The organism is Virgibacillus sp. LDC1, from assembly GCF_025792345.1.
Lineage (GTDB): Bacteria > Bacillota > Bacilli > Paenibacillales > Paenibacillaceae > Paenibacillus_AQ > Paenibacillus_AQ lautus.
Genome location: NZ_JAOXLZ010000001.1, coordinates 2,166,748 through 2,191,969 on the forward strand (window position 1 = coordinate 2,166,748; position 25,222 = coordinate 2,191,969).

The following is a 25,222-nucleotide window of genomic DNA, read 5'->3' on the forward strand; positions in this document are numbered from 1 at the left end:
CATAAAGTCCATAAGTTACTGCCAGCGAATATCTGCAATGACCGGATAATGATCCGAAGCGTCGTAAGGAAGAACCCTGGCTGTGGCCCGTTCTGTCGGCATGTTTACAAAGATGTGATCGATCTCCATACCGTTCTTCATGGTAGGCAGGTTGTTCTGAAGAGTGACTTTTGTCCATCGGGAGCTCAACCGTTTCATGAATGGATCGTCCATATCCATATTAAAGTCCCCAGCCAGGATCGCCGGTTGTTCCAGTTTCTCTAGAGCACTCCAAAGAATGGGGTTCTGTTTCATCCGTTCCTTCATATGTACTCCCAAATGGGTATTTACTACTGTGACCACGGCATCATTAATTTGCAGCTTTACCATTAAGATGCTCCTTCTCTCTTTAGACCCGCCAATATACTGAATTTCTTTTGAAATTATCGGATAGTGGCTTAAAATGGCGTTTCCATATTGAAGGATAATGAGATTAACGCTAGGAGAGAAACAAGCGTGCATCCCGAGCAGTTTAGCCAGCCTTTTCAGCTGATCTCGAAAGCCGCTTCGGGGCATAAAACGGTCCACCCCTTGCAATGCAACAATATCCGGTTGGGCTTTTGTGATTACTTCCGCTATGCGGCTCAAACTGGCTTTCCCATCTAATCCTTTTCCATGCCGTATACTGTAGGACATCACTTTCAGATTGATGTTGTCATCCATAGAATTCACCTTTTCCGTATTATGTAACATTCGTGTAGTTTACGATAGAGATAAAAGCTAATATTCCAAAGGAAACGATGAAATCTAAAACCAAGCTTATCCCCGCAACCCTTTGTTATTTTTTCACAATAGGACAACATTCATGAGTCTCAATTAATGGCAATTGCTATAAATATCTTGTTACAGAATTTGAATGAACTGATTAGAGCGTCATCTAATCGGAGGTGAATATAAGTTCTTGCCCATTTCGACTAACAATGCAAGTACTTGTCCTCAGCTCGGGACAAGAGCTCACATCGGTTAAAACAAAAAAGCCGCGATTTCAGCGACTTTGTATGTGTTATGCTCTTGTCCTACGACTTTCTATCGTCACTTCGATGTGTTTTTGTCGCCAATCACAGCTTCGGTTCTGTTAACGCTAGGTCAATTTTCAATAGCATCGGAAACGTTTTTGATCGTAACTGACCCGTTCATTGGATCAGTCCTGTGATCAGCTGCAAATCCATACCCGTTCCACTAATTAACAATCGTTCCTTCTTGTTCCCGAGTAACTGCTGGGTCCAATCCACGAAACCGCCATCCACAATATTCACTCCATCCACATACACTTCGAAGTTCAGGCCTTTGTAATACTGGTTGGTGCTATCTACCCTGTCTTCAATCAATAAGCAGGAGGGAGACTTTACATTCAAATGATCGACCAATCTATCCAACAAACCTTCTGAATCGGTATAGCCCTTCCGCATATGAAGAAATACCTTAATCTCCTTACCTAGTTTCTCGCCGTAATAATTGAGATAGAAATCGATATGCCGGGTCAGCGAATCTTTTTCGAAGCGATAAGAACCGGTATCTTTTCCTGAACTAACCAAGGTAAATAAACCGAAATGAGGAAGGACATTGGCATTTTTAAACCACTGCCCTCGAGTGACTCTGCTGGCCGCGCAAACATGCACATCGCTGACGCTGTTGTTTATTGTTTTGTTCTTTATGCCATTCGCCAGATAGATCGCAAGCATATTGGTGCTGTCCGACATCAATTCGACGCCTCTTGTCGCTGAAATCACCTTGTTTTGATCTACCTTCGCAATCACCGAACAGCTTCCCAGCGGGCTAGCTGGAGAAAGTTCCAGTGTGGTAAATCCACCATGTTCAGCCAATTCGAGCATATCAAGCTCTATTTTCCTCAGCTTTATGGGACTGAGTTCGGAAGGCTTTACAAAACGATTCGTTGTATATTTGTTGAGCAAATCGACGGGAGAACTTTGAGCCGTAATTTCTTTTGAAAGCGCGAGAAGAAGCGTCGTCATTTCCGAATGCGACAATGTTGTCGTCAGTTCCTTAATCAAACGTTCATTTCCTAATTTCGCAAGGATTGTATGTACGATTTGGGGATGTTCCATATTCCATCTTCAACCTCCTCACTTATTCCATCGCCCAACGCGAGATACTACTGCTATGTCCTTATACGTTTCCCTAGAGACGTCGGCAATCGGTCGAGGCTGCTCAAGTTCTTTTCCTGCCAGTAACTGTGCAAGCCTTCTTCCCCTTTGTGCTCCGCCCACCGCTGGAGCGTATCCCTCTCCTTCTCGTACGTCATGAATGGCACCGAATAACCGCAGGACGTCTGGACTTTATGTATATCGACCGTAATGATCTGCCGGACTCCAGGCAGCGGTTCGAACATTCCGTATACCCGCTCCCACTCGCTGTCCCCCGGCAGAATAACCGTTCCGGTTCCGTACAGGCGCAGGATGTTCGGCGGACCCTGGAATGCGCAGAACATCATCGTGATTCGGCCGTTCTCTTCGAGATGGGCGCTGGTCTCATTGCCGCTCCCGGTCAAATCCAAATACGCGACCTTACGATCGGATAAAATCCGGAACGTGTCATATCCCTTCGGCGACAGATTGACATGCCCATCCCGCGACATGGGCGCCGTTCCGACAAAGAACAGGTGCTGCTTTCGGATAAAGTCCGTATGCTCGGGGAGCATGGCCGGAAATTGTTTTCCCATTCGAATCCCCTCCGATGAACTTGTATTGCGTTCGATTCACGCGTGAACACCGCCCGGGTTGCGCTCTAAAGCGTTCAGGACGGATCGCTTGCTTCATACGTGATCTCGTGCTTAGCTATACGTTCATTGTATTCGAAGCCGCCGCATAAATATAATATATTCTTAACCTGCATAGATACACTCCGGTTATGAATGAGGCGACTAGTGGCCTATTCAGCAACTCCGGAACTTCTAGTAACGCCATTCATTAATAAAAAAACCATCATGATGATCACTGATGGTTTTTTATATTCTATTATAGAAACGAATCAATTTATAGATCTAATAAAATGAATCGTAACTTTTTCACGGTAGTATCGATTATGGTGTCTCGTAGTTTTTTAACGGCATACCTACATATTCACGGAAGGATCGGATCCGCTCTGCCTCAAACTCGAAGACGATTGCAAGCTCATTGCGAAAAGGCCGCCCATTCAGCAAACCTTCCGAGCGAAATACCACAACCCCGTGGTCCTCGTTCTCAAGCACGATGAGTGGAGTCAGCTGCATCTTAAATACGGAGCGCTCGAACCGGATCAATTCCTCGAACCGCTCTTTGCCTTTCTGCTCGTGATTCCACCCCTCTAGGGGAAGCGGAACGAAGAAATGGAAATCTTCCGTAACTTTCTTAAGAAAATCTTCTGTATGCCCTGTTTCTAAAGCTTGCCTAAAAGCATCAAACGCTTCGCTAGTTCGGGATGAGACCGAGCTAAAGGATTTTTCCATGAAAGATTCCTCCTCATTATGGTTGACTGGTCGCTGTCGCTGTTTCCATCAAGTCGTTTGGATTGGTGAGGCCGGCAAGATAAAGGACTCTAGCTATTCATAGGTTAGCGCGACAAAACCTTTAACTGGCTCGCTATCGTTCCAAGGTGAAAAGCTTCGTGAAACAGAATGAAGTTTAACAACTCACCAGAGAAGTTAAATTGGAACGGTCCCAAGGCAAACGGAGTTGAAAGCTTCTCGCCCAGCATTTCAGGTTTCAACTCCGATAAGCGGGAAAGCTGCGCGGTTAACATCTCGACCAACTCTTCCTTCGATGGAGGAGCAAACGTCCAGTCCAAAGGCTTTGTTCCGGAGTTAAACAGCGTATCATACAAGTCCGGTATGCCCGATGGTGAGCCGAAGATCAAGGGAGAGTACTTATCCATCCAATAAATCATATGACCAACATTCCAACGGATTGTATTGTTGAAACCAGCCGGTTGAACGTCGAACAGTTCCTCAGGGATCGCCTGCACCTGCTGCAGTAGCACTTGACGTGCGGTTTTTGCCGTGTTGATCATCATTTCAGACATGTTGATTTCCTCCTTTTCATGAGAAACACTTGAACTATTCTTAATATAGGTCTCTTGGAACTTTCCATCAATGCAGTGGGCGTTACCGGAACGTTAAGTATAAGTTAATGATGATGCATTGACAGGATAAGGAAGATGAAGTAACAATAATCTGTAACATTCACCCAAACAGGCAATAGAAAGCAGGTGTGAGCGATGGAGTTAAAACAACTGCAATATTTCATGGCTATTTGTGAAGAGCTTCATTTCACGAGAGCAGCCGAAAAAATGGGAGTCAGCGCACCCAACATCAGCCAGCAGATAAGGCGATTAGAAGAAGAATTAGGGGTTCTTTTGTTCGATCGTGTGGGAAAAACAATTGTCCTTACAGACGCTGGAGCGATTCTTCGTGAACATGGTGCTGCCGTATTCACGCATCTGCAGCAAGCGGGCGACGCCATCGCAGATCTGAAGCAAATGCAAGGCGGATCCCTTTCGATCGGGGTCTTGCCCGGTGACGCGGATCTCATGTTCAACGCCATGCTGCTAAACTTCCATCAGACCTATCCCACTATCTCGCTGTCCCTTTTGGAGACCACGAAAGTAACAGAACAAGTTCTGGATCGAAGCATCGATGTCGGCGTAACCATTGGACCTGTTATCGATGAACGTGTCACGTCAATTCCCCTGTTTCATGAGGAGTTCTCATTGGCGGTGAGTATGAATGATCCTCTTGCCACGGAGAACTTCATCCCCTTGAACAGACTGCAAGCCTTAAAGATGGTCATGTTTCCAGCAGACCACCAATGCCGCAAGCTGATCGATCGCTTTTGCATGGACAACGGGTTTTCTCTACAGCCGCATATGGTGACGACAACATTATCTTCCCTCCTTCAAATGGTACAGAGCGGAGTTGGCGGTTGTGTTCTGCCGCGACTTCTGCTGGAGAATCTGCACAATCCAGACATCAAGGTGGTGCACCTGAGGAACCCTACGCCTTCTCAAGACATTTGCCTGATCTACCGCAGCGATAGGTATGTCGGATACGCCATGCGCACCTTCATCAAGACTTTGAGAGCCTACATCGAAACAGCTATCCAACAATCGAAGTCTTCATAAATAAGGAAACAAGCTACTTTTTAGTACTGTACTGCGGACTTTGTCAATATATTTTATAGACATGATCATGATGGCTTCTTCTATAATCAGGGAAGGAAGAAAAGGATATGCCGATACGTCCGCCAATCTTGCAGAGGGGCGATACCGTTGGAATCGTCACCTTGGGTAGCCCGCTCGCTGCTGACATCATTAATGCACGAATCGAATATTTGAGAGCAATGGAGCTTAATGTTGTATTGGGTCAATATGTATATGCGCAAAACGGGTTTCTTGCCGGCACAGACGAGCAGCGGGCAGCCGATTTAATGATGATGTTTCGAGATGAGCAGGTTAAAATGATACTGCCCACACGAGGCGGTACAGGAGTGGCCGGAATTCTTCCGTACCTTGATTATAATGAGATACGAAATAATCCAAAAATCGTTACGGGTTACAGCGATATCACGGTACTACTAAATGCACTGCATCAATATGTGGATTTAATAACATTCCATAGTCTGCTGCTTATTGACTTTAAGCCTGAAACGCCCGCCTATAATTTCGATCAGTTTTTTTCCGCAACATCCGTATATTCATCAACGCGGTCAATCTTGAATCCGCCGGGGATGCCGCTGATAAGCCGTGTTCCGGGCAACGTTACGGGGCAGCTTGTGGGCGGTAATCTGACATCGTTTGTCGATACGCTAGGCACGCCTTTTGAAATCGATACACGCGGTAAAATTCTCGTTCTCGAAGAAACACATGAACCTACCAATACCGTTTACAGGTACTTGAATGATCTGAAGCTTGCCGGAAAATTTCGTGACTGCATCGGCATTATTATGGGGGAATGCTCGGGCTGCCAGGCGGCTTATGGCAAATCCTATGAAGATGTAATCAACGAATTTGTGGTCCCTCTCGGTAAGCCGCTTATAACGAACCTGGCTACAGGACATGGTATTTATAAAGCCGCTTTGCCGATTGGCGCAACCGTGAATCTCGATTCAGTCAATAATAGAATTACTACAGTTGAACCTACCGTCAGCGTTTAACGTCGGCTAAGACAATGAGCTATGTCGTCTAACGACAAGCCGCACTGAGCCGTGCCGGCAATGAAAGTCCCTTGTGCTTATAAAGCGTACTGCACAGACTAACATGCAGTAAAAAACAGCCTTGGCCGACGAACGGCCAAGGCTGTTTGCATGTTTACTACGAGCAATTCGGCGTAATTGTTGCATAGGAGCTGACATGATCCTGCTTACTTCTCGTCGAGTTGTGTTTGGATAAAAATGATAATTGAAGAACACATGGATCAATTCTCGAAGATTTGCTGAATCATGAGCTGCAGCTAATCGCGAAAGAGCGCCATTCCCGATCCGTTAGTATGCTGCTTTCTCATACAAATCAACAGGCAATGCCTGCACGAACGGCGACCAATCGCCCGTCGTGTAAACATGAAGCCGATGCATGGCCCTTGTACATGCTGTATACAGAAGTTTGCGATCATTTTCCCGGCTGTAAGCTTGAGGTGAAGCCTCATAAATCAGAACCGCATCAAACTCAACACCCTTCGCGAGATACACGGGAATAACCATCGCTCCTTTATCAAAGGTGACCGTCTCCTTCGTAATGAGCTGCAATGTCTCGCTTCCTTGCTCCCGTAATGATTCAAAGGCTGTGCGGCTTTCAGCCGCAGTCTTCGTAATGACGGCAATAGATTCAAAGCCTTCGGCTTGCAGTGCCGCGATGTCTTTCAATATTCGTGCGTCACGCTTCTCCCCACCTTCTAACCTAGCGAGAAGAGGTTTCGGTCCGCTCCTTTCAAAGGGGACGATTTCCGACTCATCAGAGAGCAGCATTTTCGTAAATTCCACAATCTCACGAGTTGAACGATAACTGCGCACAAGGCGGATCAAGCTTGTTTCGGCTTCACCATAAAGCTGAACCAGCGGCGAATCGGACTCCTGCAGCTTTGTAGACTGCGTAAAAATCGCCTGCCCGAAATCGCCGAGTACCGTCATGCGGGCACGAGGAAATAGTTTTTTGAGATACTCATATTGAAACGTCGAGTAATCCTGCCCCTCATCGACAAAGACATGCCGAATCTCCGTGTTCGTCCGAACGCCTTCGATCAGTTCTTTTAAATACAAATACGGAGTCGCATCCTCATAGAATAATTCGAGCCGGTCCAGCTTTTCTTTGGTCTGCTTGCAGATTTCAGGCCATAGAACAGGGATCTCGGTCTCCTTCGTCTTCTCTTGATAAGCCGCTTCATCGTCAAACAATTGGACGTATAGGCTTTGGACATCGATAAACGATAATTTCCTCACGCTTTGTCTTATCGGTTTGAAGCTCATCTTCACGATCCTTTGGCTGAGCAATTCCTCCTCCCGCTCGGCGAAGTCAAAGTCACCTTCATCTTCCCGGCGCTTTTTGGTTATTTTCTCGTGAACTTCGGCGTAACGCTCGGCAATGTCAAACACTTCCCTATCTTTATGCAGCTCGCTGAAAATTTCCGCATATTGGTCGTTGTCCAAGTAATGAAGCTCCTCCTCAACCCAGGACGCCCCGCGCTCCTTGCGTTCCAATAGTGAAAGTTCCTTCAAAAGCCACTTCTGCAGGAGATCGACACGATTGGCCAAGCTCAAGGAAGGGTCATAACTGTAAAATTGCGATCTCATTTGCTCCGCGGTGATCAGATCACGATCCCGGAAATGAATGCCTTTGAAAAGCATGCCTTCGCGCCCCAGCCACTGCGCATAGTTCTGCAGGGCTCTCAAGAAGGCCTCGGAAGCTTTGTACTTCATCCCCTGAAGGCGAGCTCCATATTCGGGAGAGGATTGTGCAGTCAGCACATATTCGATCTGATCGAAGGGATCCTCCAGACGCAAGGATGAACCCAGCCAATATTCTAGATATTCCTGCAAAGTCGTCTGCTGCATGTTCTCCTCACCGAGCTCAGGAAGAACGGAAGATACATAACTGTTAAAAATTTGATTTGGTGAGAATAGTACAATCTGGTCAGCCTTAAGCGAATCGCGGTTTTTGTACAGCAAATACGCTACACGTTGCAAGGCCGCGGAGGTCTTCCCGCTCCCAGCCGCCCCCTGCACGATAAGCAGCCGGCTATGATCGTTTCGGATAATGGCGTTTTGCTCCTTCTGGATAGTTGATACGATACTCTTCATTTGCGAGTCCGCGCCTTTGGCCAGCATTTGTTGGAGCAGCTCGTCACCGATCGTTACGTTCGCATCAAACATATGAAGAATTTGTCCATTGTGAATCTGATACTGCCGTTTCAGCTCCATCGTGCCCGTGATCTGCCCGACCGGCGTGACGTAAGAGGCCGCACCGGGGGAGTGGTCGTAGTAGAGACTCGCGATGGGACTGCGCCAATCATACACCAGGAAGCTCAATCCATCTTCATCAATGAAGGAAGATACGCCGATATAAATCTGCTCGCTCACGTTCAGGCCGTCCTCTAAAAAATCGATGCGCCCAAAATAGGGTGAAGGCAACAGCCGATGTAAGCTCCTCCATTGTTGCGTCAGAAGCCGATGACGGCGCTCACGTTCAGATAACACCGCAGCCTGTTGTTTAATCGTATAAAATGTTTCTTCAAAATCTTCGTCCGAGCTCGTGTTGACCGTAACCTCTTCCCAGAATCGCCTGCGAATCTCAGCAGCCTGATCGCGCAGCCCGGTAACGTCCGGTTCCAACTCGTCGATCCTCGCCTTCAGCTTTTCCCTTACCTGATCCAGCCGTTCTTGTTCTGTCCGCCATTCCTTCGCTTCCATGTCTTCCTGAACACACTCCTTTTCAATCTGGTCTGAAAAAAAGAGCATTGACAAATCAGAAATCACTGGTGTAAAATAAAATTAGGAAAAGTAATTATTATACCAGCTTAATATGATTTTTCAATCGCGCTACCGATTATATCACGGCGCTTTTTCTCGTTCAATCATTTTTTTCTTGGCATATCTGCCAAGTTTTTTTGTTTTCCCGTAGAATACAAACTCGCTCGTCCCCTCCTCTCACATCAATTACAACAAGTTGATTTTATTTCTGGATTCCGATGGTATCCACTGTCAAGCTATCGTTAACGCAAAAAAAACCGGGTTGTGGGAAGAGGTTCCCCAACCCGGTTTTGTCAAATGTTAGTCCGCCGGCTTTCTGAGTGCTTTTTCTTTTTTTATAATGGTCTGTTCATATCTTGCGATTTTATCGTTGAGCCGTACCAGCGTGTTCGTCATTTCTTCGATTTTGTCCGCAAGCCGACTGCGCTGCTCAATCAGTAGCCCTTTTCGTGTTTCGAGCGTGTCGTCTCCTTGTTGAAAGAGCGTAACATACTCGATAAGCACCTCGACCGGAAGCCCCGCGCTTTGACGCATGCATTTAATAAAATCGACCCATTTGATGTCTTCCTCCGTATATTCCCTGATACCGTTTTGATTCCGGTTTACAGGCGGAATCAGCCCAATTCGCTCATAGTAGCGAAGAGTATCCTGGGAAAGCCCGAACCTTTCGCTGATTTCTTTAATCGTCACCGCCATGCCTTGATTCACCTTCTCTTCTTTCAATACCGTTTCCTGATATGCTTAGGCTATAACGCGCCCACTACCCGGTGAGGTACATACGGCTCTTCGAGGGAGGCGATCTCCTCCAGGGTGAGATTGACCGAGAGAGCGGCTGCCGCATCTTCAAGATGCGACATTTTGGTCGCACCGACAATGGGAGCTGTAACCGGTTGTTTTTGCAGCAGCCAGGCAAGAGCAACCTGCGAGCGGGGAACGGCTCGCTCTGCTGCAATGACTGCAAGCCGTTCCACAATTACCCGATCGGCATCGGCAGTGGCATCATACTTGGATTTTTGAGTCATGTCTGTTTCGGAACGGTGCGTCGTTTCCGACCAATCGCGTGTCAATCGTCCTGATGCTAGAGGACTGTATGGGATCACGCCAATTTTTTCGGATTTGCACAGCGGCAGCATTTCGCGCTCTTCTTCGCGGTATATGAGATTGTAATGGTTCTGCATCGAAACGAACCGGGTCCAGCCATTCTTCTCTGCGACATGCTGCGCTTTGAGAAACTGCCATGCATACATGGCCGAAGCTCCGATATAGCGGGCCTTTCCGGCTTTCACCACATCATGCAGGGCCTCCATCGTTTCTTCGATCGGCGTATCATAATCCCAACGATGGATCTGGTACAGATCGACATAATCGGTACCCAAACGCTTGAGGCTCTTGTCGATTTCACTCATGATGGATTTCCGGGACAGCCCCATGCCGTTCGGACCTTCGTGCATACGGAAATGAACTTTAGTCGCGAGGACGATTTCATCCCGGTTGGCGTAATCCTTCAATGCGCGGCCTACAATTTCCTCACTCGTACCGTCTGAATACACATTTGCTGTATCGAAAAAGTTAATGCCGAGCTCCAATGCCTTTTTAATAATGGGACGACTGTTCTCCTCATTAAGCACCCATTGATGTATCCATCGCTCTGCTACGCCGAATCCCATGCATCCAAGACAGATGCGGGATACGTCGAGTCCGGTATTCCCTAGCTTCACATATTCCATGAACATCCCTCCTTAAATCTAGTCTATCACCTGGAGTTAACTCAAGGTCAACATGAAATAAAATTCTCATGACTAACCACCTATATCAATACACCTCAGATCACATTCAAACCACATAAAATGAGAGAGAGGTTGTCCGAAGTCACGTTTGGTGACTTGTAGGACAACCTCTTTTTTTAATTTTGACGAGGATTTTCATGGTTGCTAATGAACCCACTCGCAGACTGCTGCTTTAAAGCTTTACTTAAGTCGCCGAGTTCCTTCGTATTGGTCAAGCAGCCTGTACATCGCTTGGTTGCTGGCCGCAAGACCACCTTCCCGATTTCGGATCCGCCATAATCGGTTAAATTCTTCAATAGCCTGCTTAAGCTGAGATTCCAGATCCGTGATGAAGTTGAACTCATCTTCCTCATTAGACATATCAATCCGGCACATATATCGGTGAATGCCTACCGCCTGTTCAATCAACCGAAGGGTATTCCGCAGTTCGTCAGTAATTACATCCGCATCGGGAGTTTGAAGATCAAGCCTTGCAAGCTGTTCTTTACGCTTCTTCAGCCACTCCAGCATGTCATGATATTGAAAATCCAGCTGAAATGAGCCGACAGTCGTTCGGTTGAGCTCTGCAAAAATCCGCAAAAATAAACTCAGCTCTTCCTCCAGCCTCTCCCGGCTCTTCAATCCGCGGGTCAGTAAAGCAGTCAGATAGGTGCCGTTATCAAGCGAGCTGTTCTCCAAATGGTAGTACCGTCCCAATTCCATCAGGAAATGCCCGATCTCGCCGCTGGCATCTTTAAATACGTACTCCGACAGATAGCTCTCCATTTCACCCTCCCGATTCAGGTTGCCTTCCGTAAACCAGCTTAAACCGGCTGCATAGGCATACCCAGGATAGCTGATGGCCGGAACCTGCCAATGTCCGTTATCTCCCCAATCCGTCACGATAAGTCCTCTGGCTCCATATTTCCGACCTTGGACCGCTGCGTCGGTGATATTGTTCAGCATATTGTCAGTACGCCCGGAAAGGGAGGACCAAGAGCTGGTTCCAGGACAGACGTAATATGATACTCCAGTCGTTTGCAGCATGCTGCAGTGCTCCGCAAAAGAAATGCTGCTGTCATAATTCCAGTCGAGGACCGTCACATCACCCGGAATCCGTTCGACCACCTCCGGGTGGCGGGTTATTACATCTCCCCACATCAGCACTTTCTTCCCGTGACTTCGAACAATGTCCATCACGCCCTCCGTATACTCCATATATAGCGGGCCCATTCCGATCGCACCACATCGCTCCTTGCTTTTGCCGGTTCCAAGACCAAAAGGCTCATCCATATTGATGTTAACCCAATCGGATGTAAACGCAGGCAGCAATTCGTCCAACATCCCCCGAATCAAATCCAGGGAACGCGGGTCCACGGGGTTCAAAGTGGTGGGTGGGAACGTCAACGAATGCGGCGATTCGATCGCCATTCCGTCAGGATGCTCCGCAAGTTCACGGTACGCCGGTTTACTCAGCCATTCTCCCATGTGACCCAGGCAATTCTGATTCGGCACCAGATCGATAAATCGGCTTGCGGCGTAAGCATCCAACCTGCGGAACTCTTCTGCTGTCATCGGCGTGCTCTCCGGGAACGTTTCCTTGTGCTGCTCATATTCGAAGCAGTATCCCTCCATGTACAGCTGCAGATGATTCAGCTTTAACCTCTCCATCTGGTCGATCAGTTGGAACAGTTCGGGCAGCTTCGGAATTTTGCTGCGTCCGATATCCAGCATCAAGCCGCGTACCGGAAAGTCGGGTTCATCTTCAATCCGAAAGCAGCTCCATGTAAGGCCTCGGCGAATGAGAAGCTGCTCCATGGTAACCATTGCATAATGCAATCCGGGCGGTTGACTGTACTCGATTCGGAGTCCCTCTTCATCCCATTGCAAAACATAGCCTTCCGGGTGTAGTCCCTCCCGTAAAGAGACCCCTATATGAATGGACGAATCTGTGGAGGCACCATGCTGAGAAGAGCTTGCCAATGCCTGCACCAATCGAGTGTTCAGTCTCACCTGCTCCACGGCTGGAACTGCTCGTTCCTGAATGTCATACGTAACGCTGGCTGACCAAGTCTTCTCCCCACCCAGCCATTTCACAAGACGCGGCTGTGGATACAACGGCATGAGTTGCTCTTGTTTCATTGAATAGACACTTCCTTTCCCCTAATCCGATACGCGAATAACACTTTGTAATTTGTATGGTGGTTGAGGCTACGGGAAATTCTCGCTTCATTGCTGTTCTGTTCCTCGCGTTCCCTTGTGTTTCATCGCGCTTAACTGTATTCATCTTGTGTTCTATCACGACCTTTATCGCGTCCCACTGTCAAACTTTTGATTCAGCTGCTTGAAGTTGAAGTCACCCGTCAGCTGTTCAGGAAGTCAATGAGGTCACTCAGCTGCTTCTCTGTTGTTTTGCCCCCGCTGAACGACAGCAAGCCGCGCAGCGGCATGGCATCCAGAAATGCTCTGAACATTTCCGCATGGGATTTGTCTTCAATCGCCGATGCAAACGGGAGCTTGCCGATAAAATCCTCTACAAAAGCCGCGCCCTTAGCGGTCTTCTTCAGATCGGATACGGTGGAGTTGCGATGGAATACAATCTGCCGCTCGGTTGTGGACTGCAGCTCAACGATTTCTGTGAGCTCGATATCCCGGGAAGACTTGCCGATTCGAATCTCAAATTCGCCGCTCTCCACGACCCAGTCTTTCAGCTCGATATCATAATAGGCGAAGCTTCTGTGATCCAGCTCGAAGGTAATGGTCTTGGCTTCTCCTGGTGCCAATTCCACCTTGTGAAAGCCCTTCAGCTCCTGATCCGGCCGTATCACGCTGCTCTCCCTATCATGAACATAGAGCTGCACGATTTCCTTGCCTGCTTGAGTACCGGTGTTCTTTACGTCCACGGAAACGCTGAGCTTCTCCGTATCCTTTAGCTGCTTCTTATCGACCGTTAATTTGGAGTATTCGAATGTGGTGTAGCTCAGCCCGTGTCCGAACGGAAACAAAGGATTCAGCTTTTTCGAATCATAATAACGATACCCGACAAACAAGCCTTCGCGGTATTCCACCCGGTCGCCTTCCCCGGGAAAAAACAAATAGGAAGGATTGTCACTCAGCGCAACCGGGAATGTCTCCGCCAGCTTCCCTGAAGGATTCGCGTCACCAAACAAAATGTCAGCGATTGCTCCGCCAAGCGCTTGACCGCCCAGATACGCTTCCAGCACCGCTTTGGCTTCTCCAAGCCACGGCATCTCCACCGGTGCGCCGTTGCTGAGCACCACAGCCACATTCGGCTGGACCTTCGCTACCGCTTCGATCAACGCGATCTGATTCGGCGGGATCCGCAGATGCTTCCGATCGAATCCTTCCGATTCATAGCGGCTCGGCAAGCCGGCAAATACAACGGCAACGGTGGCGTCGGATGAGATGGTCAGCGCTTCCTGTAGCAGCTGTTGGTCGCTGTCCTCTTCGTTCAGTTTATAGCCAGGCGCGTACTGGATCTGCGCATTGCCGGACGATGCTTCCAATTCCTCCAATATATCGTCCACCCGTGTCGGGCGAATCTTGGAGCTGCCGCTGCCCTGATAGCGCGGCTCCTGAGCTAATGCGCCGATCACGGCGATACGGCCGCTTCGGGCCAATGGCAGCATCCCGCCTTCATTTTTAAGCAGCACCATGCTCTCTTGAGCCACCTCGCGCGCCAAACGGTGATGCTCCGCTTGATCAAAGGCCGCCTCATCCGGTTTCCGCTGATCCACCGCTTTGAAGATCACGGTAAGCAGACGCTCTACCGCCGCGTCCAGCTTACCTTCGGGCAGCTGACCGCTTCTGACGGCCTCCACAATTTTTGCATCCCCCTCGCCGTGGCTTGACGGCATCTCCAGCTCCATGCCTGCCGCGAGCGCCTTCGCCCGCTCATTGACCGCACCCCAGTCCGAAATGACAAAGCCTTCATGGCCCCACTCATTTTTCAAAATATCGGTCAGCAGGGTTTCATTCTCGGAAGCGAATTCCCCGTTCACTTTGTTGTATGAGCACATAACGGTCCATGGCTGTGCTTGTTTGACGGCTCCCTCAAAGCTGGCTAGGTAAATTTCACGCAGCGTCCGTTCGTCGACCACGGAGTCCGACGTCATTCGCCGATGCTCCTGGTTGTTGGCCGCGAAATGCTTAAGTGAGGTCCCTACCCCCTGACTCTGCACCCCTTGGATGTGGTGAGTCGCCATCTCCGTAGATAGATAAGGATCTTCCGAGAAATATTCAAAGTTGCGGCCGCATAAAGGGGAACGCTTGATATTCGCTCCCGGCCCCAGCAGTACGGCTACATTCTCCGCTTGGCATTCTATGCCCAGCGCTTCGCCCATCCGGTGGATCAAGTCGCGATTCCATGAGCTCGCTACGCCCGCCGCCGACGGGAAGCATGTTGCAGGCACGCTGTCGAACAAGCCCAGATGGTCGGACGAGGCCCGCTGCTTACGCAGCCCGTGCGGTCCGTCCGTCACCATGACGGATGGAATCCCCAGCCGCTCCACCCCTTTCGTATGCCAATTGTCCAGGCCGGAGCAAAGACTCGCCTTCTCCTCCAAGGTCATCTGCGAAATCAATGCTTTGATATCCCGCTGCTCACTCATTTCCATTCCCCCTCCGTTTGATTCCATCGATCCAGCAATTCAAACTCCATGCCATCGGATACATCCCGGCTGCTGGATCCAATATACACCTTGAATGTGCCGGGCTCAGCCTTGTAGCCGGATACCGGCGACCAGAACGTCAATTCCTCGTCGGTAATTTTAAACGTAATCTCCCGGCTCTCTCCCGGTGCCAACGATACTTTCCGGAAGCCCTTCAGCTCCTTGACCGGCCTCACGATAGTCCCGCAGCAGTCCTGAATGTATAACTGGACGATTTCCTCCCCGGAAACAGCGCCCGTATTCGTCACCTTCACCGATACCGTGATCGTATCGTCCGCCGTCATCTCGCGGCGGTCCAGCGTGATCCCTGAGTACTCAAAACTCGTAAAACTCAGCCCATGTCCGAAAGGATATAACGGGTCATTCGGGCCATCTAAGTATTTGGTTATGAATTTATCCATTCGGTTCGTTTCGGTAAGCGGTCTGCCGGTGTTAAAGCCGTTATAATATACCGGCACCTGTCCAATGCGGGCAGGGAAGCTTATCGTCAGCTTGCCTGACGGGTTGTAATCCCCGGTTAACACATCTGCGATGGCGTGACCTGCCTGCGAGCCGAGGAACCAGGTTTCCACAATGGCATCGACATGCTGCTCATACCAGTCCAGCACCAGCGGACGGCCGTTCGTCAGAACAAGAACCGTCGGTTTGCCTTCCGCGATCACGGCTTCCGCCAGCCGCTGCTGCGCCTCGGGGATGACGATATCCATACGGGAAGCCGCTTCACCCGACATATCACTGCTCTCACCTAGTGCCAGAACGACGAAGTCCGACTTGCGGGCCTGCATGACCGCTGCCTCGATTCCGCCGTCTATCGATTCATTTACGCCGCTCCCCTGGGCGTACAGGAGGCGCTCCGCAGCGATGCCTTTCTCCAGCATTCCTTCATACAGGGTCACGGTTTCATGACCATATCGGGAGAACTGCCACGGTCCGAGCAGGTCCTTGCTATCGGCAAACGGACCAATCAGCGCGACCTTGCCGGCTTCCTTTACGAGCGGGAGCACGCCATTATTTTTGAGCAGAACAATCGATTTCTGTGCCAGCTCCCGACTTGCCTGAAGATGTGCTGCGTTAAAGTGATATTCGATTTCCTTCTCTGGTCGAATATATCGAAACGGGTCGTCCATGATGCCTGTTTTGTACTTCAAATATAAAATGCGGCGAACGGCATCATCGATCTGCGGCTCGGTCACCTTACCTTCCCGGACAAGCGCGGGCAGATGATCGAAAGCGCGAGTCACCATCTCAATATCCATCGTGGCATGAACCGCTTTTTGCGCAGCCTCCTTTGTGTCTTTCGCGTGTCCATGAACCCGAATCTCGTCTACCGAGCCGTAATCGGAAATCAGGATCCCGTCAAATCCCAGCTCCTCGCGCAGCAGCTTTTTCAGTACGAACGTATTGGACGCAACCGGAACTCCCTGATAAATATTAAAGGCATTCATCACCGAGCCGGCTCCCGCTTCCAGGGCAGCCTTAAACGGCGGGAGGTATACGTTGCGCAGAGTCCCCTCCGAAATATCCACACTGTTGTAATCTCTGCCGGCTTCCGCGGCGCCGTAGGCAATGAAATGCTTCAGGCAGGCAACCAGCGTCTCTTCACTATGCAGGGACTCTCCTTGGTACCCTGCAACTTGAGCTGTGGCAATCAACGCCCCTAAATACGGATCCTCGCCCGCTCCTTCCGACACTCTGCCCCAGCGGGCGTCACGGGTAATGTCGATCATCGGGCCGTGATTGAATATCGTACCGGAAGCACTGGCCTCCTTAGCAGCAATCGCGCACGCTTCTTGTATCGCTTCCAATTCCCAGCTGCAGGACCATGCCAGCGGTATCGGGAATATGGTCTGCGAGCCGTGGATCACGTCCGCATGAAAGAGCAGCGGAATCCCGTGCGGCGATTGCTCGACGGCTATTTTCTGCAATTCGAATACTCTTGTAATGTCGAAGGCTCCCAGTACCGTCCCTGCTCTGCCCTCGGCAATCAGCTTCTCCGGCAGGTCGGATTCCACCGCATTCCCGAAGGAGAAATTGGAGGCCTGGCATTGACACATTTGACCGACCTTTTCCTCCAGCGACATGTCGGCAAGCAAAGCTTCAACAGACTCTGCGATTTCTTCATCCGCGCGTTCCCGAATCCCGCCCTTTCGGTACGCTGCTGCTTCCTCTATCAAGGATTGTGCGAGATAAGGCCCCCGCCCCCTGTTGCCCCTAAGCGGGAAGCTCCCGAAGGATGGGATGCGGAGCTCGCCAGTGAATGAATCCCCGTCGAACGCCAGCTCTACGGAAAGATCCTCATCCGGCTTCCAAAACACCTTGCCCAATCCCCGTATTCGGTTGCCCTTCACCGTAACCGTCGGGAATGAGAGTGGAACCGGAAGGGGCTCCATTACAGCATCGAGGGTGTAGGCAGCTTTTTTGCTGATTTTAAACTGTATCTTCATTCGCGGCTTGTCAATCATACAATGCCAAATGCCTATCATATCTGCTTCACTCCTGTTCTTAATCATCGTGTTTTTATACGGTTAGATTTAGCCCTTCACCGCACCGATGGTCATGCCTTTGACAAAGTATTTCTGGAAGAACGGATAGGCAACGAGGATCGGCACCACGCCGATGACGGCCACCGCCATCCGGAAAGTCTCGCTCGGCAGCTGTTCCAATGCATTCCCTGAATTCATGCTGCTGTTGCGAGTCAAATACTGTATGTCGCTCATGATCCGGTTCAGAAGATTCTGAAGACTGAACAGCTCCGGATCCGTTACAAACACTAATCCGTTATTCCAATCGTTCCAGTATGCCAGCCCCTGAAACATGCCGACTGTGGCCATAATCGGAAGCGACAGCGGCAGAATGATCTTGTAATACATCCTGAACTCGCCGGCTCCGTCCATGCTGGCCGATTCCAGTACCGCCGCAGGAATCGTGGTGGCGAAGAACGTCCGCATCAGCAGCACATTGAAGCCATTCATGAGCAGCCAAGGGATCAACAGGGCAAATAGCGTGTTTTTCAAATCGAACAGCTGGGTATAGACCAGATAGGTCGGAACCAATCCCCCGTTAAACAGCAGCGTGAAGAATACAATGAACGACAGTACAACGCCGCCGGGAAGATCCTTTCGGGAGAGCGGATACGCCAGCAGTGAAGTCATGACAAGGCTGGCGCTCGTGCCGATCACCGTGATCAGGATGGTAATCCCGTATGCGTGAAGGATCTGCGCCGATTCTCTCCATAAATATTCATAAGCGCCCAGGCTAAACTTGGAGGGAAAGAACGAGTAGCCCTCCATTGCAATCGTGTGGTCATCCGTGATCGATGAGATAAACAGCAGGATGAACGGAAGAATGCACGCCAGGGAAAAAATGATCATGATGATGTGTGCAGCCCATTGCAGGCCTCGAGATTCGTTTTTCATATGGATCGCTCCTTAGAACAAAGCATTGTCTTTATCAATTTTCCGCACGACATAATTGGATACCAGCACGAGAACGAAGCCGACCAGCGACTGGTAGAATCCCGCTGCCGAGGACATCCCGATATCTCCGAGCTGCATCAACCCGCGGAATACGTAGGTATCGATAACATTGGTGGTCGAGAATAGAGCGCCTGAATCCATGGGCACCTGGTAGAACAATCCGAAATCGGAATAGAAAATACGTCCGATGCCGAGCAGTGTCAATATGGTGATCACCGGCGTAATCATCGGCAGTGTGATCTTGCGGATCTGCATCCATTTGGAGGCTCCGTCCAGCTTCGCTGCCTCGTAGTATTCCGGATCGATGCCGATGATGGCTGCCAGATACACGATGCAGGAATACCCTGCCGCCTTCCATATATGGACAAAAGTCAGAATGAAAGGCCAATATTTCGGCTCGGTATACCATGAGATTGGATCGAGCCCAAGTGCCGGGAGCAGCGTCTTGTTCACCATTCCCGTATTCACGCTGAACATGGCATATACCAGGTAGCTGACGATAATGATGGAGATAAGAAACGGCAGAATGATCACGCTTTGATAAAAGCGTGACGCTACTTTGTTGCGGATCTCGTTCAGCAAAATCGCGATACCGACCGAAACGATCAAGCCGAGCACAATAAACGCGGCATTGTATAGAATCGTGTTTCTCGTAATGATGAACGCATCATCCGTTTTGAACAGGTACTCAAAGTTTTTGAAGCCGATCCAATCACTGTCCCATATCCCCTTGCTGTAGTTCACATCCTTAAAAGCGATGCTAAGACCGAACAGCGGCAAATAATTATTGATGAGCAGGTAGATGAGACCCGGCAACATCATGATGTATAGCGGAATGTACTTCCGAAGGGATCCCCGTCCCTTACGTGTTGTACTTGTCACCGCACTTCCCCCCTTTGTGGCCTAATAGCCGAATCTATATCTTCATTTTAAAGAGCATGCCGCCGGGGCACTACCGCTTAGACGACTTCACATTTGTGCTTTCCCGACTTCACCGGCATCAAAGTAGAACCAAGGGACGGGAAGTTGTAATGGAATATCTCAATTGAATCGGAAGCTTTTCTCCTGCACGTAAAAAAGCAGGCCGCCAAGGATTAACCCTTGAGCGGCCTGCTGCTATGCTTTTAACTTTATCGATATTTTTATGATTCCTCTGCATCATCCACAACGGAGGCGGACTCGAATGCTATCCGTGACCGTTCGCATTAGAGCTTACTTCACGCCGTTGGTTTTAGCCCATTCATCCAATTGCTTCTGCTTCTCCGCAATGATCTTGTCAATTCCGGCCGATTTCAATTTGGAAATGAACTCCGGCAAAATCTGTTCCGGGTCTACGCTGCCCGTCTCCAGCGGCATTTTATATTGTGTAATGACATTGCTTACGGCTGCGTACTCGGTCTTCACCGGAGAGGCGTCAAACAGAAAGCCCATGGCTTTCGAGCGTTTGGAGCTCTTGTTGAATTGATCCATCTTGGTCCAAATTTCCGGATCGTCGCCTTTCATGACATTGGACAGAAACTGATTGCCGAACAGCCAGCCCAGCGGCATTTTATAGCCTACCGAGTTGTAATCAACGCCTTCAGGGTAATCGATCACATTGTCGTAGCCGTCCACCTTCACATAATGCGTGCCTTCGATCCCCCAGTCATACAGGTTCACGATATCCTTGTCGGTGTACATCAGATTCAAAAATTCCATCGCTTTCTCAGGGGTTTTGGAATTGACTGGAATGCCCGACATCGCGCCTGTTACTGTGCTCGTCGTCCCTACAGGAGGCACGAGCTCCGCAGTAACCAGATCCAACCCGGATAACTTCTTCTCGCTCTCCGCAAAGCCCGGTTTTTGCATAGCCATATAGGCAAAGGCCTTTCCGGCTTTGATCATATCAAACCGTGTTGCCTGCGTCGTTGCCATATCCTGCGGAATCAATCCGTCGAGATACCACCCGCGAATTCTATTGACAAAATCGGCGTATTCCTTCGTTTCGTAATAATTGACAACCTTAAGGTCATTGTCATAATTCGGAAGCACACCAATCGTATCGTTCAAGCTGTCATAGTTTACATAATTTTCTCGGAATGACTGCCCTGCCGCACCAGTAACCAGAGGAGTCATCGTGGGTCCTTCCCCTTCCTTAACCTTTCGCAGCACGGCTTCCACATCATCGAGCGACTTGATCGAGGCAACGTCAATCTTGTATTTATCAACCAAGTCTTTGCTCATGGTCAGCCCGTAGCTTGCCGCCAAATCCCGCACCGTCGGCGTTCCGAATATCTCGCCACCGATCCGCGTTGCTTGTAAATATTCCTTACCCAAGGAGTCGACAATCCCCTGACCATGCTGCTCAAGCAGGCTATCCAGCGGTTTCAGCTGACCTTTCGCGACGATGTTGCTGAAGTTATAGCCGGATAAGTACAGAAGATCCATTTTCTCATCGCTTGCAAACATCAGATTGGTCTGCTGTTCCCAGTCTCCGACAGAAATATGCTCAAATTTCACCTTGGCCTGTATTTTCTCGACCGTGATCTTGTTGATGGCTTCCTCCACCTGCTGCATATCCTTCGGAATGGAGCCTGCCACGGGCAGCACAACCGTCAGCTCCGTGAGGTCTTTTTGTTCGCCGGTCGTCTCTTTGCCTTGGTCGGCTGCCTTACCGCCCCCGCATGCCGACAATATAAGGACGGCACTCAAGAGCATCGAGGATAGTCCAACTAATGATTTTTTCATCTGTTCCCCCGCCTTTGTCATTTATGTGTTTCTAGCTCTATTGTAAGAGGGGACGAGTTCATGCACTGCTCTTTTAACGACTTTTCGCTGTCACTTTACCGACTTTCACCTAGAGCTTGCGCTGCGTAATGCTCCTGTCGGTACTCCAATGGACTTTTATCCATATATTTTTTGAACATGCGGGAAAAGTGAGAGAAGTTGGCATAACCGATCCGGGTCGCAATCGAACTGACGGACAGCTCGGTATTCGCGAGCAGCCCGGCCGCCATACTCAATCGCTGCTGGAGTAGGTAATCCGAGATGGACATGCCGGTCCCTTTCTTGAAGATTCGGGTCAAATAATCAGGATTTAAAAACACATGGCTCGCGATATCCTCCCTCGACAAATCCTCAGATAAATGCTCGCGAATATAAACTTTTACTCTCTCTACTACGCTCGGCGAATGCTCCACCGAAGACGCAAAATCCATCGCCCTTTCAACGATATGGCGGATCCAGGCCAACGAATCCGTAGATGAGCGCGCTGACCTGGCATATAACTCCAGGGAACGACTGTCCCTCAGAAGCTGATGCGCCTGGATGCCCTTCAACTGGAGGACATAATAGAGCATTTGCTGAAAATCCTGAATGAATTGATTCAGTAAATCCGATGTCAGCAGGTTACCTTCGACCTGAGCGCTGATGTAGGCTTCCGCTTCCTTCAACACCTGTCCGCTCGCCCCCTCTTTTAAGAGGACCGCCCACATGCTCATATCGGGAAGAATTTGCTGGTAGGCATATGACGGCTTCTCGTCCTTTAACATAAAGACATGATGATCGTAAGCGACGTTGCTTTCGTTCATCCGATCCAATTGGATATACATCGAGGCAACGTCATGGCCATGAGCCGACTCCCCGATATAACAGGAAACCCCAGCATAGAAGTATTTCCTGCAAGCTTCGATGTACGTTTCGCACCTGCCCTTGCTTGTCTCATCATCCGCCGATGTCGGATCCCTGTTGATCAAGGCGAGCCATCGTCCTTTCTCCAACGGCACCAGCATGCCATGCTCGGACCGCTCCTGGATGAGCTCCTCAGCAGATTTGCGTATCGCGTATTCAATAATTTTCTCATCCCGCAGCGTGACTTCCTTATACCATCGCCGAATCTGAATCAGTATGGGGGTAAAGATCATATCCTCCGAATACGGAATATTCCGACCCTCTGCCTCTTTCTTAATGGCAGCGGAGCCGCTCGGGATCGACTGATTGAGGATATCAAGCCAAAATCGTTCGACCAGCAGGGGCTGATGCTGCATCCAATACTTCCCGTACTGACTAAATTCGGATTGCTCACGCTTCTGCTCGAGTTTCTTGATCGCTTTCCGTACAACGGATACAAGATCGGCAAATGGGACGGGCTTCAGTAAATAATCAAAGCTGCCCAACTGAATGGCCTGCTTGGCATATTGAAAGTCGGCATGACAGGTAAGAAAAATCGCAACGATATCCGGATTATATCCCCGCACCCATTCTAATAGCTCCAAGCCGGACCCTTGAGGCATTTCAATATCGCATAACAGAAGATCCACATGCTCCCGCCGGATGATTTCCATGGCCTGGCCGGCGCTATGCGCAGTGAAAATCGTGGAAATACCCAGTTGCGCCCATTCTACACCCTCTTTCAACCCCTCTACAGCAATCGCTTCATCATCCACGATCAGTAAATGACGCATAGGTGCTCAGCTCCTTCCCATCCTGTCCAGGGCTTAACGGTATGACCAGCTCGACGACCGCCCCGTGGGGATCGTCGTTATAGCAATCCATCGTCGCCCGATTCGCGTACTGCAGGCGCAGCCGTTCTCTTACATTCCACAAGCCTATATGCTCTCTCCCGGCGTCTGCCTCTTGTCCGCCGCAGCGGATCGCCTCCAATACCTCTTCCGAAAATCCTTCTCCGGTATCTCGAACGGTCAAGCAAACGATCGGCTCTTCCGCCAGATCGTCGAGGACCGCTTCAATGATCAGCATCGTCCGTACATCTGCCCTTACGGCATGCTTGATCGTATTTTCTACAATCGTCTGAAGCATCAGAGGAGGAACAGGGGTTTCCAGCAGATAATCCGGAACATGAATCTCGCTTTCGAATTGATAGGGAAGCCGCAGCTGCTGAATCCGCAAATAATTTCTCGTATGCTGCAGCTCATCCTTTAATAGAACCAACGCCTGGTTATTGCTCTGGAACATATACCTGAAATATTGAACCAGACACAGCGTCATCTCCTGGATCAATTCGTATCGCTTCACCTGTGCCAGATGGTACAAAATATTCAGGGAATTCATGAAAAAATGCGGGTTGATCTGGAGTTGAAGCTGCTTCAGCTCCGCCCGCTGCTTGCTCAATTGCTCTTCATAGATGTCGATCTTGAGCTTTTCAATTTGTGACACCATGTGATCAAAGGTACGGTATACCAGCTGAAACTCCTCGGGAGCGGACGGAATCTTCTCGATTCGCAAATTGAAGTTCCCTTCCCCGATTCTCCGCATCAATTGAACGATCTTTTGCAGCGGCCGTAACAGCACCTTTCGCAGGAACCACAAGCTGACCGGCAGAAGCAGAATAGCGAATGCGGAGAGGATGGCGGCCGTCTTTTTGAGATATGGTAGATTTTCGAGGGTCAACTTGTCCGGAATAACGGCGACCATGCTGAGGTCCGCTTTCTTTGAAGTCTCCCCCACGACGAGATAGTCTTTGTCCTTACCTGACATGTAATAGCTGTTGAAACCATGGGTGAAATCCAACGCTTCATCCTCCAAGGGCTTCGTGCTATAGAGCCGCTTTCCATGGCCGTCAACGAACAGCATCGCTCCGGTTTCACCCGTGTTCAGTACGGACATCGGCGACATCAATGTCTTGAGGGACACCCAGGATCCAATACTGATATTGTCATCCCTGAGCACTTTGATCGCATAATAGGTCCCTTCAATCTCTTGCAGCTGCCAGTACGCCTCCATTCCGTAGAAGCGGTTTTGGCTCGTACTGCTCTGTTGAAGGTATTCTCGCATTTTTAATAATCCATTATAGGTCATGGACCCTTTGTAGGCTTCCACAAAATCATGACGCGGCAAAGAATATACGAATAGCCCGTCGATGTAAGGGTAAACCGAAAGATCAGAGGACAGTTTTCGGGAAACATCGCTTTTGGCCATCATATACGTATTGTCCGGCACAGCATCTTTCATCGTAAGCACACTGACTTCCGATCTGGACAGATTCACCAGATGCCGCTCGATCTCCGAGAGCTGGTTATCGATCTGCCTCATTTGGATGGAGATCATATTTTTATTGGAGACCGCTACCTGGTTATGAATGACGTTGACACTGTAATAACTCATATAGATCAGTAAGGCGATTAAAGGGATGGACACGCCCAGAAGGCCAAGCACGAGCTTGACGCGAATCGAATTCCAAGGAATTGCCTTGATATGGCTGTACATGATGTGACTCCTCTCCCTGGTGTAGAGCTATCCCCATCTTACTACTTCTCCCGTCAAGTGTTGAAGCACCAGTCTTTGTCATTGGTGATCCCGGC

18 protein-coding genes are annotated in these 25,222 nt (G+C 49.6%); 2 read left to right on the forward strand and 16 right to left on the reverse strand.

Annotated features, from left to right (window positions below):
* Window positions 1-15: 15 nt before the first annotated feature.
* The 5 genes from OHJ21_RS09675 to OHJ21_RS09695 all read right to left on the reverse strand — a co-directional run bounded on the left by OHJ21_RS09675 (window position 16) and on the right by OHJ21_RS09695 (window position 4,056).
* Window positions 16-702: an endonuclease/exonuclease/phosphatase family protein gene (locus OHJ21_RS09675; protein ID WP_486019946.1), complete on the reverse strand. Its 687-nt coding sequence runs from the start codon at window positions 700-702 to the stop codon at window positions 16-18.
* 470 nt (window positions 703-1,172) lie between these two features.
* Window positions 1,173-2,105, reverse strand: a complete 933-nt coding sequence (locus OHJ21_RS09680; protein WP_486019948.1) for a hypothetical protein — start codon at window positions 2,103-2,105, stop codon at window positions 1,173-1,175.
* A gap of 53 nt (window positions 2,106-2,158) precedes the next feature.
* The gene (locus tag OHJ21_RS09685; RefSeq protein ID WP_486019949.1) at window positions 2,159-2,719 is read right to left on the reverse strand and encodes a pyridoxamine 5'-phosphate oxidase family protein; all 561 of its coding nucleotides are present in this window, start codon (window positions 2,717-2,719) and stop codon (window positions 2,159-2,161) included.
* A 360-nt stretch (window positions 2,720-3,079) separates the two neighbouring features.
* Window positions 3,080-3,484, reverse strand: coding sequence for a nuclear transport factor 2 family protein (locus OHJ21_RS09690; RefSeq protein WP_100537450.1), 405 nt, complete (start codon window positions 3,482-3,484; stop codon window positions 3,080-3,082).
* A 104-nt stretch (window positions 3,485-3,588) separates the two neighbouring features.
* Window positions 3,589-4,056, reverse strand: coding sequence for a DinB family protein (locus tag OHJ21_RS09695; RefSeq protein ID WP_486019950.1), 468 nt, complete (start codon window positions 4,054-4,056; stop codon window positions 3,589-3,591).
* A 195-nt stretch (window positions 4,057-4,251) separates the two neighbouring features.
* Here OHJ21_RS09695 and OHJ21_RS09700 point away from each other — a divergent pair, with 195 nt between their 5' ends.
* Entirely contained in the window at window positions 4,252-5,154 is a 903-nt protein-coding gene (locus OHJ21_RS09700; protein ID WP_326120495.1) for a LysR family transcriptional regulator, read from the forward strand.
* A gap of 107 nt (window positions 5,155-5,261) precedes the next feature.
* Window positions 5,262-6,185: a S66 peptidase family protein gene (locus OHJ21_RS09705; protein WP_486019951.1), complete on the forward strand. Its 924-nt coding sequence runs from the start codon at window positions 5,262-5,264 to the stop codon at window positions 6,183-6,185.
* A gap of 327 nt (window positions 6,186-6,512) precedes the next feature.
* On the opposite strand, the gene helD is transcribed toward OHJ21_RS09705, so the two are convergent.
* The 11 genes from helD to OHJ21_RS09760 form a co-directional block, all read right to left on the reverse strand.
* On the reverse strand, window positions 6,513-8,930 hold the full coding sequence (helD, locus tag OHJ21_RS09710; RefSeq protein ID WP_100537454.1) for an RNA polymerase recycling motor HelD: 2,418 nt from the start codon (window positions 8,928-8,930) through the stop codon (window positions 6,513-6,515).
* Window positions 8,931-9,290: 360 nt separating this feature from the next.
* Complete coding sequence (locus tag OHJ21_RS09715) at window positions 9,291-9,686, reverse strand: MerR family transcriptional regulator (protein ID WP_394057381.1); 396 nt, start codon at window positions 9,684-9,686, stop codon at window positions 9,291-9,293.
* 50 nt (window positions 9,687-9,736) lie between these two features.
* Window positions 9,737-10,717, reverse strand: coding sequence for an aldo/keto reductase (locus OHJ21_RS09720; RefSeq protein ID WP_100537455.1), 981 nt, complete (start codon window positions 10,715-10,717; stop codon window positions 9,737-9,739).
* 240 nt (window positions 10,718-10,957) lie between these two features.
* Window positions 10,958-12,898 carry a beta-N-acetylhexosaminidase gene (locus tag OHJ21_RS09725; RefSeq protein WP_486019952.1) on the reverse strand — a complete coding sequence of 647 codons (1,941 nt, stop codon included), beginning with the start codon at window positions 12,896-12,898 and terminating at the stop codon, window positions 10,958-10,960.
* 221 nt (window positions 12,899-13,119) lie between these two features.
* Window positions 13,120-15,387 (reverse strand): beta-glucosidase, encoded by a 2,268-nt coding sequence (locus OHJ21_RS09730; protein WP_486019953.1) that lies wholly within the window; start codon window positions 15,385-15,387, stop codon window positions 13,120-13,122.
* Window positions 15,384-17,930, reverse strand: coding sequence for a glycoside hydrolase family 3 N-terminal domain-containing protein (locus OHJ21_RS09735; protein ID WP_486019954.1), 2,547 nt, complete (start codon window positions 17,928-17,930; stop codon window positions 15,384-15,386). Before OHJ21_RS09735 ends, OHJ21_RS09730 begins: the two co-directional genes overlap by 4 nt.
* Window positions 17,931-17,978: 48 nt before the next feature.
* Window positions 17,979-18,863 (reverse strand): carbohydrate ABC transporter permease, encoded by an 885-nt coding sequence (locus tag OHJ21_RS09740; RefSeq protein WP_394055453.1) that lies wholly within the window; start codon window positions 18,861-18,863, stop codon window positions 17,979-17,981.
* A 12-nt stretch (window positions 18,864-18,875) separates the two neighbouring features.
* Window positions 18,876-19,745, reverse strand: coding sequence for an ABC transporter permease (locus OHJ21_RS09745; protein WP_215157170.1), 870 nt, complete (start codon window positions 19,743-19,745; stop codon window positions 18,876-18,878).
* A gap of 390 nt (window positions 19,746-20,135) precedes the next feature.
* Window positions 20,136-21,650: an ABC transporter substrate-binding protein gene (locus OHJ21_RS09750; protein WP_486019955.1), complete on the reverse strand. Its 1,515-nt coding sequence runs from the start codon at window positions 21,648-21,650 to the stop codon at window positions 20,136-20,138.
* A gap of 95 nt (window positions 21,651-21,745) precedes the next feature.
* Complete coding sequence (locus tag OHJ21_RS09755) at window positions 21,746-23,365, reverse strand: response regulator (RefSeq protein ID WP_486019957.1); 1,620 nt, start codon at window positions 23,363-23,365, stop codon at window positions 21,746-21,748.
* Complete coding sequence (locus OHJ21_RS09760) at window positions 23,340-25,127, reverse strand: sensor histidine kinase (RefSeq protein WP_394055447.1); 1,788 nt, start codon at window positions 25,125-25,127, stop codon at window positions 23,340-23,342. Before OHJ21_RS09760 ends, OHJ21_RS09755 begins: the two co-directional genes overlap by 26 nt.
* Window positions 25,128-25,222 lie beyond the last annotated feature (95 nt).